The organism is Paraburkholderia sp. SIMBA_053 (assembly GCF_046534895.1).
Taxonomy (GTDB): domain Bacteria; phylum Pseudomonadota; class Gammaproteobacteria; order Burkholderiales; family Burkholderiaceae; genus Paraburkholderia; species Paraburkholderia caledonica.
In genome coordinates, this window is the sequence record NZ_JAWRXU010000001.1 from 273640 (window position 1) to 290096 (window position 16457).

Annotated in this window: 17 protein-coding genes and 1 pseudogene; 13 read left to right on the top strand and 5 right to left on the bottom strand. The window is 62.2% G+C overall.

Going from position 1 to position 16457, the window contains the following annotated elements:
- Positions 1-107: 107 nt before the first annotated feature.
- The 9 genes from SB753_RS01265 to SB753_RS01305 all read left to right on the top strand — a co-directional run bounded on the left by SB753_RS01265 (position 108) and on the right by SB753_RS01305 (position 10990).
- Positions 108-1775 carry a UbiD family decarboxylase gene (locus SB753_RS01265; RefSeq protein ID WP_410798613.1) on the top strand — a complete coding sequence of 556 codons (1668 nt, stop codon included), beginning with the start codon at positions 108-110 and terminating at the stop codon, positions 1773-1775.
- The gene (locus SB753_RS01270; RefSeq protein ID WP_087750360.1) at positions 1762-2355 is read left to right on the top strand and encodes a UbiX family flavin prenyltransferase; all 594 of its coding nucleotides are present in this window, start codon (positions 1762-1764) and stop codon (positions 2353-2355) included. Before SB753_RS01265 ends, SB753_RS01270 begins: the two co-directional genes overlap by 14 nt.
- 79 nt (positions 2356-2434) lie before the next feature.
- The gene (locus SB753_RS01275) at positions 2435-3907 is read left to right on the top strand and encodes an NAD-dependent succinate-semialdehyde dehydrogenase (protein ID WP_410798615.1); all 1473 of its coding nucleotides are present in this window, start codon (positions 2435-2437) and stop codon (positions 3905-3907) included.
- A 128-nt stretch (positions 3908-4035) separates the two neighbouring features.
- A complete protein-coding gene (locus tag SB753_RS01280) occupies positions 4036-5694 on the top strand; it encodes a UbiD family decarboxylase (RefSeq protein ID WP_410798616.1) in 1659 nt (552 codons plus the stop codon).
- A 58-nt stretch (positions 5695-5752) separates the two neighbouring features.
- Entirely contained in the window at positions 5753-7111 is a 1359-nt protein-coding gene (locus SB753_RS01285; protein WP_020067712.1) for an MFS transporter, read from the top strand.
- 83 nt (positions 7112-7194) lie between these two features.
- A complete protein-coding gene (locus SB753_RS01290) occupies positions 7195-8232 on the top strand; it encodes an XdhC family protein (RefSeq protein ID WP_410798618.1) in 1038 nt (345 codons plus the stop codon).
- Positions 8233-8366: 134 nt separating this feature from the next.
- Positions 8367-9911 carry a methyl-accepting chemotaxis protein gene (locus SB753_RS01295; protein WP_410798620.1) on the top strand — a complete coding sequence of 515 codons (1545 nt, stop codon included), beginning with the start codon at positions 8367-8369 and terminating at the stop codon, positions 9909-9911.
- Between the two features lie 178 nt (positions 9912-10089).
- Positions 10090-10608, top strand: a complete 519-nt coding sequence (locus tag SB753_RS01300; protein WP_410798622.1) for a DinB family protein — start codon at positions 10090-10092, stop codon at positions 10606-10608.
- 7 nt (positions 10609-10615) lie between these two features.
- Entirely contained in the window at positions 10616-10990 is a 375-nt protein-coding gene (locus SB753_RS01305; RefSeq protein ID WP_410798624.1) for a glyoxalase/bleomycin resistance/extradiol dioxygenase family protein, read from the top strand.
- Positions 10991-10996: 6 nt separating this feature from the next.
- Here SB753_RS01305 and SB753_RS01310 read toward each other — a convergent pair whose 3' ends face one another.
- Complete coding sequence (locus SB753_RS01310; RefSeq protein WP_410798626.1) at positions 10997-11899, bottom strand: LysR family transcriptional regulator; 903 nt, start codon at positions 11897-11899, stop codon at positions 10997-10999.
- 111 nt (positions 11900-12010) lie between these two features.
- Here SB753_RS01310 and SB753_RS01315 point away from each other — a divergent pair, with 111 nt between their 5' ends.
- Together SB753_RS01315 and SB753_RS01320 are read left to right on the top strand one after the other, a co-directional pair.
- Positions 12011-12409, top strand: coding sequence for a cupin domain-containing protein (locus SB753_RS01315; RefSeq protein WP_310350336.1), 399 nt, complete (start codon positions 12011-12013; stop codon positions 12407-12409).
- Positions 12410-12524: 115 nt separating this feature from the next.
- Positions 12525-13226: a carboxymuconolactone decarboxylase family protein gene (locus SB753_RS01320; protein WP_310350339.1), complete on the top strand. Its 702-nt coding sequence runs from the start codon at positions 12525-12527 to the stop codon at positions 13224-13226.
- A 41-nt stretch (positions 13227-13267) separates the two neighbouring features.
- Here SB753_RS01320 and SB753_RS01325 read toward each other — a convergent pair whose 3' ends face one another.
- Genes SB753_RS01325 through SB753_RS01335 form a run of 3 tightly spaced genes read right to left on the bottom strand, consistent with a single transcriptional unit; the run spans position 13268 to position 14474 of the window.
- A complete protein-coding gene (locus tag SB753_RS01325; RefSeq protein WP_088176394.1) occupies positions 13268-13705 on the bottom strand; it encodes a DUF6691 family protein in 438 nt (145 codons plus the stop codon).
- Between the two features lies 1 nt (position 13706).
- Positions 13707-14141 carry a YeeE/YedE family protein gene (locus tag SB753_RS01330; protein WP_408130719.1) on the bottom strand — a complete coding sequence of 145 codons (435 nt, stop codon included), beginning with the start codon at positions 14139-14141 and terminating at the stop codon, positions 13707-13709.
- A gap of 15 nt (positions 14142-14156) precedes the next feature.
- Positions 14157-14474: an ArsR/SmtB family transcription factor gene (locus tag SB753_RS01335; protein ID WP_027804580.1), complete on the bottom strand. Its 318-nt coding sequence runs from the start codon at positions 14472-14474 to the stop codon at positions 14157-14159.
- Between the two features lie 86 nt (positions 14475-14560).
- Here SB753_RS01335 and SB753_RS01340 point away from each other — a divergent pair.
- A pseudogene (locus SB753_RS01340) lies at positions 14561-14775 on the top strand (MBL fold metallo-hydrolase); the annotation flags it as partial.
- Between the two features lie 234 nt (positions 14776-15009).
- On the opposite strand, the gene SB753_RS01345 reads toward SB753_RS01340, so the two are convergent.
- The gene (locus SB753_RS01345) at positions 15010-15609 is read right to left on the bottom strand and encodes an NUDIX domain-containing protein (protein ID WP_020067722.1); all 600 of its coding nucleotides are present in this window, start codon (positions 15607-15609) and stop codon (positions 15010-15012) included.
- 78 nt (positions 15610-15687) lie between these two features.
- Between SB753_RS01345 and SB753_RS01350 the strand changes: the two genes are divergently transcribed.
- Entirely contained in the window at positions 15688-16443 is a 756-nt protein-coding gene (locus tag SB753_RS01350; protein ID WP_408412501.1) for a DeoR/GlpR family DNA-binding transcription regulator, read from the top strand.
- Positions 16444-16457: the final 14 nt, after the last annotated feature.

Sequence of the window (16457 nt, forward strand, 5' to 3'; positions counted from 1 at the left end):
TACGCCTTCTTTACTCGCCGCAATACTACCGGCGCGCTTCGCGCAACGGGCAACACTTCAGGCAATAAGGGCGCCGCGCAATGCGGTGCTTTACGGGACACCCAGCCATGGCAGATCAAGACACTACTTCCAACACTTCCGCGAATGCCGGTTACGCGGACTTGCACGACCACATCGCGCGTCTCGAAGCAGCAGGTTTGCTGTACCGCATCGACGAGCCGGTCAACAAAGACACCGAAATGCATCCGCTCGTGCGCTGGCAGTTTCGCGGCGGTATTCCCGAAGCGGAGCGTAAGGCGTTCCTCTTCACGAATATCGTCGACAGCAAGGGCCGCAAGTACGACATTCCGGTCATCGTCGGCGGCATCGCGGCGAATCCGGAGATCTACCGGATCGGCATGAACGTGCCGTCGCTCGAGGACATCGGCGATACGTGGAATCGCGCGATCGACAATCCGGTGCCGCCCGTCGTGGTGGAAAGCGGCCCGGTGCACGACATCGTGATCGAGGGCAAGGATCTCGAAGGTCCGGGCAACGGCCTCGAATCGCTGCCGCTGCCGATCTCGACGCCGGGCTTCGACGCCGCCCCGTACATGACGATGACGGGCGTGATCTCGCGCGACCCGGACACCGGCGTGCAGAACATGGGCACGTATCGCGGCCATCTGAAATCCGCCACGCGCCTTGGCATGATGATGCTCGTGAACCTGCGCGCGGGCGGTCTCGACCATTGGCGCAAATACGCCGCGAAAGGCGAGAAGATGCCGGTCGCCATCGTGCTCGGCGCGCCGCCCGTCGTCGCGTTCCAGGGTCCGCAGAAGCTGCGCCCGAACACCGACGAACTGAGCGTGGCGGGCGGTCTCGCCGGCGCGCCGATTCGCGTCGTCAAAGGCCGCACGGTCGATCTGCTGGTGCCGGCCGAAGCGGAAGTGGTCGTCGAAGGCTATGTCGATCCGCAATATCTGGAACCGGAAGGCCCGTTCGGCGAGAGCCACGGTTACGTCGCGCTCGAAGACTACAACCTCTCCATCGAAGTCACGGCGATCACGCGCCGCAAGGACGCGGTGCTGACGTCGATCATCTCGCAGGTCACGCCGTCCGAATCGAGTGTCATCAAGCGTCTTGCGTATGAGCCGATGTTCCTGCGCCATCTGCGCGATCACCTGGGCATTCGCGGCATCAAGAAAGTGTCGCTGCACGAGCCGCTCACGAATCTGCGCCGCTTCGTGTTCCTGCAGTTCGAGCGCGGTTCGAAGAAGACCGAAATCTGGCGCGCGCTGTACGGCACGATGTCGCTGCAGGCCGCCATCGGCAAGTTCGTCATCGCGATCGACGACGATATCGATCCGAACAACGCCGACGCCGTGTTCTGGGCGATGGGCTATCGCTGCAATCCGGTCGAGGACGTGAAGCTGATTTCGTACCGAGAGCACGGCCATGGTCCGCGCTCGGACCACGATACGGGCCTCGATTCGGCGATGCTGATCGACGCGACGATGAAGACGCCGATGCCGCCGCTCGCGCTGCCGAAGAAGGAATACATGGAAAACGCGAAGGCGCTGTGGGAGCGCCTCGGTCTGCCGAAGCTCAAGCCGGAGTCGCCGTGGTACGGCTACTCGCTCGGCGACTGGACTGCGAAGTGGGACCGCAACGCGGAGCAGGCAACTCGCGGCGAGTGGATGCAGCGCGACGCGTCGTATCACGCGCGCCGCCAGAGCGGCGTCGAGCCGAATTCGCCCGTGCGCAGCGTCGAGGGCAATCGTGGGCACGAATAACAGCGCTCCGGAGCGCATTATCGTCGGCATCACCGGCGCGTCCGGCGTGGTCTACGGCATTCGCGCGCTCGAACTGCTCGCCGAGGCGGGCATCGAGACGCATCTCGTGATCAGCAAGGCCGCCGAACTCACGATGACCTATGAGACCGACATCCGCGCCGCCGACCTTCGCGCGCGAGCGTCGCATTGGTACTCGCCCGGCGACATTGGCGCGGCTATTTCGTCGGGTTCGTTCAAAACCAGAGGCATGCTGGTCGCGCCGTGCTCGGTGCGCTCGATGAGCGAGATCGCCACCGGCATCACGAGTTCTCTGATCAGCCGCGCGGCCGACGTCGTGTTGAAGGAGCGCCGGCGCCTCGTGCTCGGCGTGCGCGAAACGCCGCTGCACGGAGGCCATCTGCGCACGCTCGTGCAACTCTCGGACATGGGCGCGATCATCGCGCCGGTCGTTCCGGCGTTCTATTCGAAGCCGCAGACGATCGCCGATATCGTCGATCACACGGTCGGCCGCATGCTCGATCTGTTCGACATCGAGACGGGCGTGATCAAACGCTGGAAAGAGCAGCAACACGAGTCGTAACGGGCGCACCGCCCGCGCCTTTTCCCTACTTCCAGACCCGTCGCGCGACGCGTGCCGGCGGGCTTTCTTCGCGATGACCATGACTGAATCCAATCCGCTTTCCCGGCTCGCAGACCCGAGCCTGCTGCGCACGCTCGCTTACATCGACGGCCAATGGTGCGGCGCCGACGATGCACGCACGTTTGCCGTCGACGATCCCGCAACCGGCGAGAAGATCGCCGACGTGCCGCTCATGACCGGCGCCGAAACGCGTCGAGCGATCGAAGCCGGCGAACACGCGCAGCGCGGCTGGCGCAAGCTCACCGCCGCACAGCGATCGACGATCCTCAAGCGCTGGCACGCGCTGATGATCGCGAACACGGACGACCTCGCGATCATCATGTCGGCCGAACAGGGCAAGCCGCTTGCGGAAGCGAACGGCGAGATCGGTTATGCAGCGTCGTTCATCGAGTGGTTCGCGGAGCAGGCCAAGCGCGTGGACGGCGACGTACTCGCCTCGCCCGCCGCCGACAAACGGATGCTGGTGACCAAAGAACCGATCGGCGTATGCGCCGCGATCACGCCGTGGAATTTCCCCGCCGCGATGATCACCCGCAAAGTCGCGCCCGCACTTGCCGCCGGCTGCGCGATGATCCTGAAGCCCGCGGAAGCCACGCCGCTGTCGGCGCTCGCGCTCGCCGAACTCGCGCATCGCGCGGGCGTGCCGGCCGGCGTGTTCAGCGTGGTGGTCGGCGACCCGCGTTCGATCGGCGCCGAGATGACGAGCAATCCGATCGTGCGCAAGCTCTCGTTCACCGGTTCCACGCCAGTGGGCCGCATGCTGATGAGCCAGTGCGCGCCGACTGTGAAGAAGCTCTCGCTCGAACTCGGCGGCAACGCGCCCTTCATCGTATTCGACGACGCGGATCTCGACGCCGCCGTCGAAGGCGCGCTCGCTTCGAAGTACCGCAACGCGGGGCAGACCTGCGTTTGCACGAACCGCCTCTACGTGCAGGACGGCGTGTACGACGCGTTCGCAGAAAAATTCGCGGCGGCGGTCGGCCGCATCAAGGTCGGCAACGGATTCGAGACGGGTGTGACGCAAGGGCCGCTCATCAACGAAGCGGCGGTGGAAAAAGTCGAGGCGCATATCGCCGACGCCGTCGCGCACGGCGCGCGCGTGCTGACAGGCGGCAAACGCCATGCGGCGGGCAAGCTGTTCTTCGAACCGACCGTGGTGGGCGACGTGACCGCACGGATGCGTTTTGCGACCGAGGAGACGTTCGGCCCCGTCGCCCCGCTCTTCCGCTTCACGAACGAAAGAGAGGCCATCGCCGCGGCGAATGCCACCGAGTTCGGACTCGCCGCCTACTTCTACAGCCGCGACATCGGCCGGATCTGGCGCGTGGCCGAGGCGCTCGAGTACGGCATGGTCGGCATCAATACCGGCCTGATCTCGAACGAGGTCGCGCCGTTCGGCGGCGTCAAGCAGTCCGGCCTCGGCCGCGAAGGCTCGAAGTACGGCATCGAGGACTACCTCGAGATCAAATATCTGTGCATGGGCGGTCTTTGAGCGACGCCGCGTCGCGAGCCCGCGACCGGGCTCCAGGCGCAGCGTCGCGTTGACAGTCGTCTTATTCACATGCAATCATACAATCCTACGGATTTCCCCATCTGCTGGGTCTCATATTAGGAAACGGAATGTCACCCTTGCCCCAAGACCACTCGCAAACGGCAACCGGCGGCGCGCCGCGCGACTTGCAGGACCATATCGCCCGGCTGGAAGCCAAAGGCCTCCTGACGCGCATCGACCGGCCGATCAACAAGGACACCGAGTTGCACCCGCTCGCGCGCTGGCAGTTCCAGGGCGGCCTGCACGAAGATCAGCGTCGCGCTTTCCTCTTCACCAACGTCGTGGACGGCGACGGACACACCTACGACATCCCGGTTCTGGTCGGCGGACTCGCCGCCTCGCCGGAAATTTACGCCACCGGCCTCGGTCTTCCGGTCGAGCAGATCGGCAAGGCATGGACCGAAGCGATTGCCGAGCCGGTCCCGCCCGTCATGGTGAACGAGGCGCCGTGTCATGAAGTCGTGATCAGCGGCGATGAACTGAAGGAAAAAGGCCTGTCGCGTCTGCCGGTGCCCGTCTCCACGCCCGGCTTCGACGCTGCGCCCTATCTCACCGCTACGCTGTGCGTCACCAGAGATCCGGAGAGCGGCGTGCAGAACATGGGCACTTACCGCGCCGCGCTGAAATCGGAAGACCGGCTGGGCGTGCGCATGGCGAGCCGTCTGTCGGGTGCGGGCGGTTATCTGCACTGGGAAAAATATCGCGCGATGGGTGAGAAGATGCCGTGCGCGATCGTGCTGGGCTGCGCGCCCGCCGTGCTGTTCACCGGTCCGCAAAAACTGCAGATCGATCAGGACGAGATGGCCGTAGCCGGCAGTTTGATGCGCGCCCCTGTCGAGGTGGTGCGTTGCAAGACCATCGATCTGGTGGTTCCCGCCGACGCCGAAATCGTCATCGAAGGTCTGATCGACACCGACGCGCTGGAGCCCGAAGGTCCGTTCGGCGAAAGCCACGGCCACATCGCGCTCGAAGACTACAACATGTCGATGCACGTCACCGCGATCACGATGAAGAAGAAGCCTGTCTTCGTCTCCATCATCAGTCAGGTGACACCGAGCGAAAGCTCCGTGCTGAAGAAGGTTGCCTACGAGCCTTTGTACCTCGAACATTTGAGCAAGGTGATGGGCGTGCGCGGCATCAAGCGCGTGGTGATGCACGAGCCGCTCACGAACCTGCGCAAGGTGATCTTCCTGCAGTTCGCGCGCGGCACGCAGCAGGCGGAAGTATGGCGCGGTCTGCAAGGCGCCGCGACGCTGCAGGCGCAGTGCGGCAAGCTCGTGATCGCCGTTTCCGAAGACATCGACCCGGAAAACGCCGATGCGATCTTCTGGTCCCTCGCCTATCGCTCCGACTTCACGCATGACCTGCACGTGACGCCTTACCGGGCGAGCGGTCACGGTCCCAAGTCCGGCCGCGCGCCGCTCGAAAGCACGCTGCTGATCGACGCGACGCTCAAGCATCCGATGCCGCCGCTTGCGTTGCCGAAGGAGCAATACATGAGCGCGGCACGCAAGATCTGGGAAGAGCTGAATCTGCCGAGCCTGACGCCGCAGCCGCCATGGCATGGCTATCACCTCGGCGACTGGGACAAGCGTTGGGACGAGTACGCAGAAGCGGCGACCTCGGGCGGCTGGCGCGAAACGGGTGAACGTACGTGGGCCAACCGGCGAGGCGGCGTGAAGCCGGAAACTCCGGTGCGGGAGGCCTCGGGTGGCCACGGCGAATAAGCACACGCTTGCACGCCGCACTGAACAACCCGTGGAGCAGAGGCATCCGGAGACAGCCATGACTCAAAACAATACCGTCGATATAGCCCACGTCATCGAGACGCAGGAGCGAAGCTGGTTCACTGTGAGCCTTTTCATTCTCTGCGCGCTCGTCATGCTCGCGGACGGCTTCGACAATCAGGCTTTGAATTACGCCGCCCCCGGCATCATCAAGGAATGGGGCATCAACCGGGCGCTGATGACGCCCGTGTTCAACATCAGCATCGTCGGGTGGATGGCGGGTTCGGTGGTGTTTGCCATGCTGGCCGACCGGATCGGCCGGCGCCGCGCGATCCTGCTCGCCACCTCGCTGTTCGGCGTCTTCACGTTCGCCGTGCCGTTCGCGCACAACCTGGTCGAACTGTCGGTCCTGCGCTTTTGCGCCGCGCTCGGCATCGGCGGCGGCATGCCGATGGCGGTCTCGCTGATCACCGACTACGCGCGCTCAGGCAAGCGCGGGCTCATCATCACCCTGCTCTATCTCGGCTATACCGCAGGCTCCTCCGGCGGCGGCCTGCTCGCTGCCGAGATCATCCCGGCGTACGGCTGGCGCTCGGTCTTCTACGTGGGCGGCGCTGGCGCGGTAGTGGCGGGCATCATCCTGCTCATCGGGCTGCCTGAATCGATCCGCTACCTGACGCTGCGCAAGCCTGGCAGCGAACGCATTCTCCACTACGCGCGCAAGCTCAAGCCGAGCGCGCATTTCGCCGACGACACACGCTTCTCGATTCCGGAGCAGATCCGTACGGGTGTGCCGGTGAGGCACCTCTTTACCGAGGGCCGTTCTGCGATGACCGCCTTCCTGTGGCTCGGGCTCGGTCTTTCGTTCGTCACGCACTTCTTCCTCTCGCAATGGATGACGACGCTCTTGACCGACGAAATCGGCTACGCCAACGCAGCGCGCAGCCAGGCGCTGTTCCAGCTCGGCGCCGGCTTCAGCTGGTTCTTCGGCTGGTTGATCGACCGTAAGGGCGTATCGGTCATGACGCTGACGATGATCCTCGGCGCCATTCCGGTAGCGGCACTCGGCGTAGCGGTCGGCACGGGCGCGAGTCTCACCATGGCGATGGCGCTGATCTCGGGTCTGCTGGTGCTGGGCGGCAACATCGGCCTCAATGCGATTTCCAGCATGATCTATCCGACCTTCATCCGATCGACCGCCACCGGCGCCTCGTTCGCCGTGGCGCGGATCGGCGCGATCATCGGCCCGCTGCTGGCGGGTTTGCTGATCGCCGTCGGCACGCCGATCGGCACGATCTTTCTGCTCGGTGCATTGCCGTTGCTCGCGGCGGGTGTCGCCTGCTTCATGCTCAACCGGACCATCACGCCGGAGGCTGCGCGCGAGATGTCGTTGCGCTCGGCGCTATCGCGGCATTGAAGCGGCACTAAAGCGACATTAACGCGGCATTAACGCGACTTCGCCGAACCCCGGCTCAGGCCGGGCAACCACACGGTGTGCTTATGGATAGCGTCAATCTCGAAGTATTGAAGGCGAGCGCGCGCTGGATCGAAAGCGGCCGGCGCGTGCTGCTCGTGACCGTTGTGAGGACGTGGGGTTCGTCGCCGCGGCCTGAAGGCGCGATGCTCGCCATTCTGGAAGACGGCTCGGTGGCAGGTTCGGTTTCGGGCGGCTGCATCGAGGACGATCTGATCGACCGCGTGCGCCGCCAGGGCATCGAGCAGACACGCCCGGAAGTTCTCAGATACGGCATCTCCGCCGACGAAGCGCACCGCTTCGGCTTGCCGTGCGGCGGCACGATCGAGCTCATGCTCGAGCCGCTGACGCGCTCAAGCGGTATCGACGAACTTTGCAGGCGCGTGATGGCAGGCCAGCTCGTCGCACGTTCGCTCGATATGAAAAGCGGCGCGGTAAAACTCCTGCCGGCGCACTCAGCCGACGGCATGGATTTCAACGGCCGCAAGTTGCTGACCGTTCATGGCCCGCGTTACCGGATGCTCGTGATCGGCGCAGGCCAGCTTTCGAAGTATCTCTGCCAGATCGCGCTTGGACTCGACTATCAGGTCACCGTGTGCGATCCGCGCGAGGAATATACCGACGTGTGGCATCTGCCGGGCACGACGCTCGTGCGCACGATGCCTGACGACACCGTTCTCGACATGAAACTCGACGAGCGCTGCGCCGTGATCGCGCTTACGCACGACCCGAAGCTCGACGATCTCGCGTTGATGGAAGCGGTCAGAACGCCGGCGTTCTATGTCGGCGCGCTGGGTTCGCGCCGCAACAATGCCGCGCGGCGCGAACGGCTCGAAACGCATTTCGATCTCACCGACGATGAACTCAACCGTCTGCGCGGGCCCATCGGCATTTACATAGGCAGCCGTACGCCACCGGAAATCGCGGTATCGATTCTGGCCGAGGTCACAGCGGTCAGGAACGGTGTCGCCTTACCGGGCGAATTCCGGATTGAGGATGCAAAAACGAGGCTGGACGTTGCGGTGAATGAGCAGACGAACTGCGCTATTACCGTGCGTCACTGATTCTGGTGATAGCAGCAGACGCGCGGCCATTACGGCGCGATGCAGATCACGCGCCGCCTCACGAATGGGGACAACAAAGCGGTTCGGGCAGAGACCCAAACTGATTCAGACCAGATGTTAATCGGGGACAAAAAATGTTTCGTCGTCTTTCAATCTCCGGCCGGCTCTCGGCCGTGATGGCCGTGCTGGGCGTGGTCATCGTCACGGTGGGTATGCTCGGGCAGCTCGCGATACAACGTTCGAACGACGCGCTCGACTACGCTTACTCCAACCAGCTGGCCGCATCGATTGCCGTGGGCAGGGCCAATCTGAAACTGGAGATCGCGCGCGCGGTGCTGAATCGCGCGCTGATACATCCCGAGGGCGCCAACGTGCCGGAGGCCGTCACGAAAGCGCTCGGCCACCTGTCGGACTCCGATCGCGCGTGGCACGCCTACCGTTCACTCGGGCTTCCGCCAGAGGAGCAGGCGCTTGCAGATCGCGTGGATGAGGCGCGCACTGCACTCGTTCAGCGTGGCATCGTACCGCTCGCCGATGCACTCAAAAAAGGCGATCGCGACACGGCGGACCGCATCGCATCGAAGGCGATCTCGCCGCTCTCGACCGTGCTCTCGAATAGCAGCGAGGCGCTCGATCGCTGGAAGAGCGCGTATGGCAAGCAGGCGTTTGCTTCGGCCGAGCGTTTCAATGCAAGGCTGCGCGTCGTGGGCGCGGTGCTGATCGCACTGGGGCTCGCCATTTGCGCGGCCTGCGCTTACGGATTGCGTCGGGCGATCGTGATGCCCCTCTCCAGCCTGCTTGCGGCACTGCAGCGCATTGCGCAAGGCGATCTGACTGGGTCGCTTCGCGCACGCACGAGCGATGAAATGGGCCAACTCGTCGACGGACTCCAACAGATGCAGGGCGGTCTCGATAAGGTTGTGCGGCAAGTGACGCGCGGCTCGGAATCCATTGCCAGCACTACGCGGCAGATTGCCGCCGGCAACAACGACCTCTCGCAGCGCACCGAGGAACAGGCGGCCTCGCTGCAGGAAACGGCGGCCAGCATGGAGCAATTGACCGCGGCAGTCCGGCAGAATGCGGACAACGCGCGCACCGCGCAATTGCTGACCGAGTCGGCGCATAGCGTCACGACGCGCGGTTCGCAGGTCGTCGGCAATGTCGTGGCAACGATGACGGAAATCCACCGCAGCTCGCAAAAGATCGCCGACATCACCGGCGTGATTGAAGGCATCGCATTCCAGACCAACATCCTCGCGCTCAATGCCGCCGTTGAAGCTGCCCGCGCCGGCGACCAGGGACGGGGCTTCGCCGTGGTCGCGTCGGAAGTGCGTTCGCTCGCGCAACGCGCCGGCGCGGCCGCCAAGGAAATCAAGACCTTGATCGATGAATCGGTCGAACGTGTGGCGTCAGGCTCACAGCTCGTCAGCGTCGCCGGCGAAACGATGCACGAGATCAGCGACTCGATCACGCGCGTCACCACAATCATGCGGGAGATTGCGAGCGCGTCCGACGAGCAGCGAGATGGCATCGAACAGGTGAGCCTCGCCGTATCGCAGATGGACGAGGTCTCGCAGCAGAACGCCGCTCTGGTCGAACAGGCAGCGGCTGCGGCCACCTCGCTCGACGATCAGGCGAGGCTGTTGCGCGACGCAGTGGCGGTCTTCCGGTTGAGTTAGTCCGTGTTCGCATGCGGTACGGTGAGCGCGACTGTTGTGGCCGCTAAATGCGGCCTAGGACGTCCCGATGTATAATTTGTATACAGCGTATTCAGGCGACGGAGTAACGTTGATGCGACGCACGTCGCGCGGCACTGGATGTGTTGGACGAGGCAAACGAATCATCGAGGAAACCGGCATGCTCAATACCCAAACCGCTCGCATTCTTTCCCGTTATAAAACCTGGGCCGACACCGTACTGTTCGACGCTACCGCCGCATTGCCGCCAGATGAAGTCGTCAAGATCCGGCAGACGCTGTTCAAGACAATGATCGGCACGCTTAACCACAACTACGTGGTCGATCTGATCTGGAAGGCGCATCTCGAACGCAAGGAACACGGCTTCACCTCGCGCAACGTGATTTTGCACGCCGACCTGGAGAGCTTGCGCGTCGCGCAACAGCAACTCAACGCATGGTTCGAAAGCTGGGCCGATGCCCAGACCAACGCCTCGCTAGACGAAGAGCTTTCGTTCGCGTTCATCTCGGGCGAGCGTTCCGTCATGTCGCGCGGCGCCATGTTCATGCATCTCGTGAACCACGCTTCGTATCACCGCGGCTGGGTGTGCGAAATGTTCTTCGACGTACCCGCGAAACCTCCGACCACCGACCTGCCGGTCTTTCTCGCGCGCCACCCGGAGTCTGGTTTTAAGGCGTGATCAGCTTTTGTCGATTCTTGCCCTCCCCGCATTCAGTGACGACACCGCAGCGTGCATGGTGTTCTCCGAGACGATTTCCGCGATGCTTCTCACGCACGACATGTGGCGCCAGTTCACCAGCAAGCGAATCGTCGACGCACACGCGGACGCGCAGGTGCTGTTGTGTCTTTCGGCGGATAGTCGGGACGAAGTTTCCAGCATGGTCGATAAGGCGAGCGGTGCCGGCGGCAGGGCCGACCCCACGCCTGTGCAGGGCTTCGGCTTCATGTACGGCCGCAGCTTCGAGGAGCCGGACGGTCGTATCTGGGAGGGTCTCCGTTTGATCCTTTCGACCCGGGCTTGCGCTCGCCCATTGAACCCTTCACACGTAGCGATGTACTGACAACGTTCACCGCCCGCTTTGATAACCCGCCTTTAGCGCATCGACTACAAGCTGCACCGCCCGCGAAGACTTTCTCCCGGTCGAATAGTAGGCGTGATGTCCGACGAAGGTCGGACACCAATCTTCAAGCACCCATGCAAGCTTCCCGGCGCGGACGTATTGCTCGACCAGATCCTTCGGCAGGTATGCAAGACCAAATCCGGCAAGGGCTGCATCGACCATCTGATAGACGTTGTTAAAAGTAAGTTGCCCTTCGACGCGCACCTGCAACTCGCGCCGGCCTTTCGACAACTCCCAGGGCAGTAACGAGTCCCGCGTCGGTAACCGCAGATTAATGCAGCTATGAAGAGTGAGATCTTGCGGCCTTTTTGCGTGCGGCCTCGACTGCAGGTATTTCGGCGAACCCACGATGCACATCGTCATGTCAGGCGCGATACGCACGGCGACCATGTCTTTCTCTATCTGATCGCCCAACCTCACGCCAATGTCGAAGCGATCGGCAACGATGTCAGCTAGCCCGTAGTCATTCACCAGTTCGATCTTGAGCTCGGGATATCGACGAAGCAAAGGCTGCAACCGCGGCCACACAAAGGTGTTGGCGGCGTAATCCGTGGTGGTAATCCGGACGGTGCCGCTCGGCCGATTTGTCATCCCTCGTAACGAGGCAACTTCAGCCTCGATTTCCTCGAAGCGTGGCCTGATCGCAGACAGTAGCCGCTCCCCCGCCTCAGTCAGCGAAACGCTGCGGGTCGTTCGCGTCAGGAGTTGCAGACCAATGCGTCGCTCGAGGCCCGCCACAGTCCGGCTCAGCGCCGACTGCGAAACACCCAGTTGCGCCGCCGCGCGAGTGAAATTGCGCTCCCGGGCAACGGTAATGAAACCGGCGAGATCGTTGAAGTCTTCGTTCATTAATGCTCCAGCGCATAAGGGCATCCCGATTTTGCCATCTAGTCCACTAGCCGGCCAAGGCTTACATTGTGGTCATGTGCATTACGTTAATCGGACATCGGCGAAGAAATCATGGAACTGAAACGCGCTGGCTCGCAGCCATCAATGAAAGGTCCCGAACAATGGTTCACCGGGACGGTCCGGATCGACCCGCTCAACGCGCCGCCTCCGCCCGCGCGAGTGTCTTGCGCCGCCGTGACGTTTGAGCCTGGCGCGCGCACGGCGTGGCACACGCATCCGCTCGGTCAAACGCTACTCGTCACCGCCGGATGCGGCTGGACTCAATGCGAAGGCGAAGAGCGCGTCGAGATCCGCGCAGGCGACGTGATCTGGTGCCCGCCGGGCCACAAACACTGGCATGGCGCAACTGAGACCACGGCGATGACTCACATCGCGATTCAGGAAGCACTCGACGGCAAGAACGTCGAATGGCTCGAGAAAGTCACTGATGAGCAATATCGCAAACCGTAATCGGCAAGCACGCCCGCAAGCACGCCCGCAAGCACACCCCATATCGCGCCTGGTCGCAGTAGCTTGCGTGGCCGTTTTGCTGGCCGCCTGTACGAATCTGGAAAGGACGAGAAACATGCAAGATTCGCTGACAACCGTTGATTTGAAGTCGGCTTCTCCGGCGTTCGAGCGGTACACCAACCAAACAGTGCTCGACGGATTGTGGAAACGGCCGCAGCTCTCCGCACGCGACCGGAGCATTGTGACCCTGTCCGTGCTCATCGCCCGAAACCAGACCATTGAGATGCCTTTTCACTTTGGTTTAGCGCTCGATAACGGCGTGACGCCCGCAGAGATCTCTGAAATGATCGCGCATCTGGCCTTCTATTCCGGGTGGGCCAATGCAACGGCTGCTTCCGCGATTGTCAAACGCGTCTTTGATGACCGTGGCATTGGCCCCGACCAACTCTCCCCGGCCGATGTTAAACCTCTGCCGTTGAACGAATCGGCCGAGAAACAGCGTGCAGAGATGGTTCAGGAGAACTTCGGCGCGGTTGCTCCCGGCGTCGTTCAGTACACGACGGATGCGCTCTTTCGCGATCTTTGGCTGCGTCCCGGACTCGTCCCTCGCGACCGAAGCCTCGTGACCGTAAGCGCTCTCGTTGCCAATGGTCAGGTCGCGCAGATTCCGTATCACCTGAATCGCGCGATGGACAATGGGCTGACCAACGCTGAGGCGTCTGAAATGCTGACACAACTCGCGTTCTACGCGGGTTGGCCGAATGTTTTTTCAGCGATGCCCGTATTCAAAGAGGTGTTGTTGAAGCGGTCGAGCTAAGCGTCGAGCCAAAGCGAAGAATGTTCAGGCGCGGCCTGCAATCAGAGCGCACCATCCTGCCGACGCTGGCTAGCTCGCTCGATGAACTCGAACACGGCCATGCCGGCGAGCATCGCGGCCACGAAACCCCACGCCTTTGGGAGGCCGGCGCCTAGGGCGACAAGTGCCGGTCCGGGACAAAACCCTGCGAGCCCCCAACCAACGCCGAACACCGCGCTTCCCAGTACAAGTCTCAACGTCACGTTCGCGCTGGCCGGAATCTGCATGGGCAGCCCCAGCAGCGACTTCTTGCGACGCTTTGCAAACAGGAACGCTATGGCGCCGACAGCTATCGCCCCTGCCATCACCAATGCAAGCGAAGGGTCCCATCGTCCCGCGAGGTCGAGAAATCCCAGCACCTTCGCAGGATTGGCCATGCCAGACACCATCAGGCCCACTCCAAACAGCAGGCCGGACAACATGGCCACGAGCAAACTCATCTCAGCCTCCCAGCAGATGTCTGGACACGAACACGGTCAGAAAACCGGTTGCCATGAATATTGCCGTCGCGACAAGCGAACGAACGGAGCCCCGCGAGATGCCACAGACACCGTGGCCGCTCGTGCAACCGCTTGCGTAGCGCGTGCCGATGCCAACCATAAATCCTGCGAGAAGTATCTGGACCCACCCCGCTTCGATATCAGGCGCTATCGGGTCTCCGAGCAGGTTCGCCAGCACAGGTGCACCGATCAACCCTGCAAGAAAAGCGATCCGCCATCCCAGCATCTTGTGTGACCCGCTCAGCAGGCCGCCGAGAATGCCGCTGATGCCCGCGATGCGCCCGTTGAAGAGAACCAGCATCGCCGCTGCGGCGCCAATCATCAGACCTCCCGTCAGGGACAGGCCGGGCGTAAAACTCGCAGTATCAATCGACATGGTCAGTCCTCATCTTCAAGGGGCGCAAAACTGGTCGTAGAGCACGTTCATGACCGCAATCGCCTCCTTGCTCGCGATGGAATAGAAGATGCTCTTGCCCTCGCGGCGTGTTTCGACGAGTTCGTTGTCGCGAAGTACGCCGAGCTGTTGGGAAAGCGTAGGCTGACGTATACCCAGTTGCTCTTCGAGGTCGCTCACGCACAACTCGCCTTGCGACAACTGGCACATCAGCAGCAACCTGTCGGGATTAGCCAGCACCTTCAGCAGCGCGCAGGCTTTCTCTGCCGAGGCCTGCATCGCCGAAAAGTCGATCGGGACGGACTTCTTCCTCATCGCATCATCCTCTGATTCACACATGTACATTATATTTAAAAATATATTGTTCATGAATAGAATGAACGATCTTTGAGGAGTTCAGCATGCAGCCCACGGTTCAGCCGTACTTCGAACCGGTGACCGCACGGTCAGTTACGTGGTTTTCCAGTCCGGGCAACCGGAATGCGCGATCGTTGACCCGGTTCTCGACTATGACCCAAAGTCAGGACGCACTGCAACGACGAATGCGGACCGGGTCATCGAGTTCGTGCGCCAGAAAGGCATGCACGTTAAGTGGATACTTGAAACGCACGCCCACATTGGCGACGCCCGTCCTCATCGTGCCTTCCGTGCAGGTCGATATGCGGGCTGCCAATTTGCCTCCTGCCGAGGAAAACGGCACCCGCTACCTTAAGATTCCCTTAAGCGTGCTTATTCGAACGTCAGGTTGGGAAGAGCGCACTGGGTCGGCACGTTCACGATGGGCTCACCGTCCTCAGAAAGCGCTTGCTGCAGACAGCGATAACGGCCCGCACTCAGAGCGAGTTGGCCTTCATGCTCGGCCTGCCTCCGCAATCTCGCTTAACGCCAGATGCTGCAACAGCATGATCGTCTTGCCGTCGACGATCTCGCCACTTCTCACGAGTTGCAAAGCGGTCCCGAGCGGCATTTCGAGCACTTCGAGATCCTCGCCCTCGTCTTCGATGCCCCCGCCATCGTTCACGCGCGTGGACGCGTCGTATTCGCCCAGATAGAAGTAGAGCTTCTCGGTCACTGATCCTGGACTCATGTAAGCCTCGAAGACCTTGCGAATATTGCTCACGCGATACCCGGTCTCCTCCTCCGCTTCGAGGCGTATGCGCTCCTCCGGCGTGGCCATGTCGAGCAGACCGGCGGCCGCCTCGATCAACATGCCGTCGTGCCCGTTCACGAACACGGGCATTCGAAACTGGCGCGTGAGCACGACATTTCCTGTGCGCCGGTTATGCAACAGGATAGTTGCCCCGTTGCCGCGGTCGTACGTTTCTCGGCTTTGACGTTGCCACGTACCGTCGCGGCGAAGAAAGTCGAACGTCACCTTTTTCAGCGTGTACCAATCGTCGGAGAGTGTGGTTGACTCGACGATGCGAACCCGGTCTTTCGTTGCGCTCATGGCGTCTCCAGTCGACAGCAAATGGCGCTCATGGTATCGTGCAGTTTCGTGCAATATCAAGATATTTCGTGCACATCAATGTTAACTACGCAACGTAAGAAAGCTATCCTGGATGCGCTCGCTCGCGATGGCCAGGTGCTCGCGGGAGAGTTGAGCGTTGAATTCGGCGTGTCGGAAGACACCGTTCGCCGGGATCTGCGCGAACTGGCTGCGGAAGGACTATTGCAACGCGTTCACGGCGGCGCCTTGCCCGTTTCTCCGGCGCTCGCACCGTTCGAGGCGCGCCGCGACATTGAATCAGCGGCCAAGCAGCGGATCGCACGGCAAGCGGCCATGATGATTGCGCCCGGACAGACAGCGATTATTGACGGCGGAACCACGTCCGCATTGCTGGTCAGGTCACTGCCCGCTGATCTGCGTGCGACGATTGTCACGCACAGCCCGAGCGTCGCGACGGCGCTCGCTGAGCATCCCTGCGTCGAGGTCATCTTGATCGGCGGCCGGCTGTACAAGCATTCGATCGTTGCCGTTGGCGCCGCTGCTATGGAGGGCATCTCCCGCATCCATGCAGATTGGTACTTCATGGGAGTGACCGGCGTTCATCCACAGGCGGGCCTGAGTACCGGCGATTTCGAGGAAGCCGCGATCAAGCGCGCGCTTGCTGCGCGTGCGGCCGAAACAGTCGTGCTCGCGTCGTCGTCCAAACTCAACGCGGCGTCGCGGTTCGTCATCGGTGAGATCTCGCTCGCACAGACCATCGTGGTCGAGAAGGACGCCGACCGTGAAGTGATTAAACAGATCAAATCTGCGGGGGTCACAGTCGTGCGTGCGTAGTGGTGTCAGTCAAT

Coding starts and splice junctions, on each gene's coding strand:
- SB753_RS01325 (WP_088176394.1), bottom strand. CDS start 13,705: ATGAGTTTGCTCGTGGCCATGTTGTCCGGCCTGCTGTTTGGAGTGGGC.
- SB753_RS01265 (WP_410798613.1), top strand. CDS start 108: ATGGCAGATCAAGACACTACTTCCAACACTTCCGCGAATGCCGGTTAC.
- SB753_RS01295 (WP_410798620.1), top strand. CDS start 8,367: ATGTTTCGTCGTCTTTCAATCTCCGGCCGGCTCTCGGCCGTGATGGCC.
- SB753_RS01285 (WP_020067712.1), top strand. CDS start 5,753: ATGACTCAAAACAATACCGTCGATATAGCCCACGTCATCGAGACGCAG.
- SB753_RS01335 (WP_027804580.1), bottom strand. CDS start 14,474: ATGAGGAAGAAGTCCGTCCCGATCGACTTTTCGGCGATGCAGGCCTCG.
- SB753_RS01275 (WP_410798615.1), top strand. CDS start 2,435: ATGACTGAATCCAATCCGCTTTCCCGGCTCGCAGACCCGAGCCTGCTG.
- SB753_RS01350 (WP_408412501.1), top strand. CDS start 15,688: ATGTTAACTACGCAACGTAAGAAAGCTATCCTGGATGCGCTCGCTCGC.
- SB753_RS01345 (WP_020067722.1), bottom strand. CDS start 15,609: ATGAGCGCAACGAAAGACCGGGTTCGCATCGTCGAGTCAACCACACTC.
- SB753_RS01330 (WP_408130719.1), bottom strand. CDS start 14,141: ATGTCGATTGATACTGCGAGTTTTACGCCCGGCCTGTCCCTGACGGGA.
- SB753_RS01300 (WP_410798622.1), top strand. CDS start 10,090: ATGCTCAATACCCAAACCGCTCGCATTCTTTCCCGTTATAAAACCTGG.
- SB753_RS01315 (WP_310350336.1), top strand. CDS start 12,011: ATGGAACTGAAACGCGCTGGCTCGCAGCCATCAATGAAAGGTCCCGAA.
- SB753_RS01310 (WP_410798626.1), bottom strand. CDS start 11,899: ATGAACGAAGACTTCAACGATCTCGCCGGTTTCATTACCGTTGCCCGG.
- SB753_RS01320 (WP_310350339.1), top strand. CDS start 12,525: ATGCAAGATTCGCTGACAACCGTTGATTTGAAGTCGGCTTCTCCGGCG.
- SB753_RS01290 (WP_410798618.1), top strand. CDS start 7,195: ATGGATAGCGTCAATCTCGAAGTATTGAAGGCGAGCGCGCGCTGGATC.
- SB753_RS01280 (WP_410798616.1), top strand. CDS start 4,036: ATGTCACCCTTGCCCCAAGACCACTCGCAAACGGCAACCGGCGGCGCG.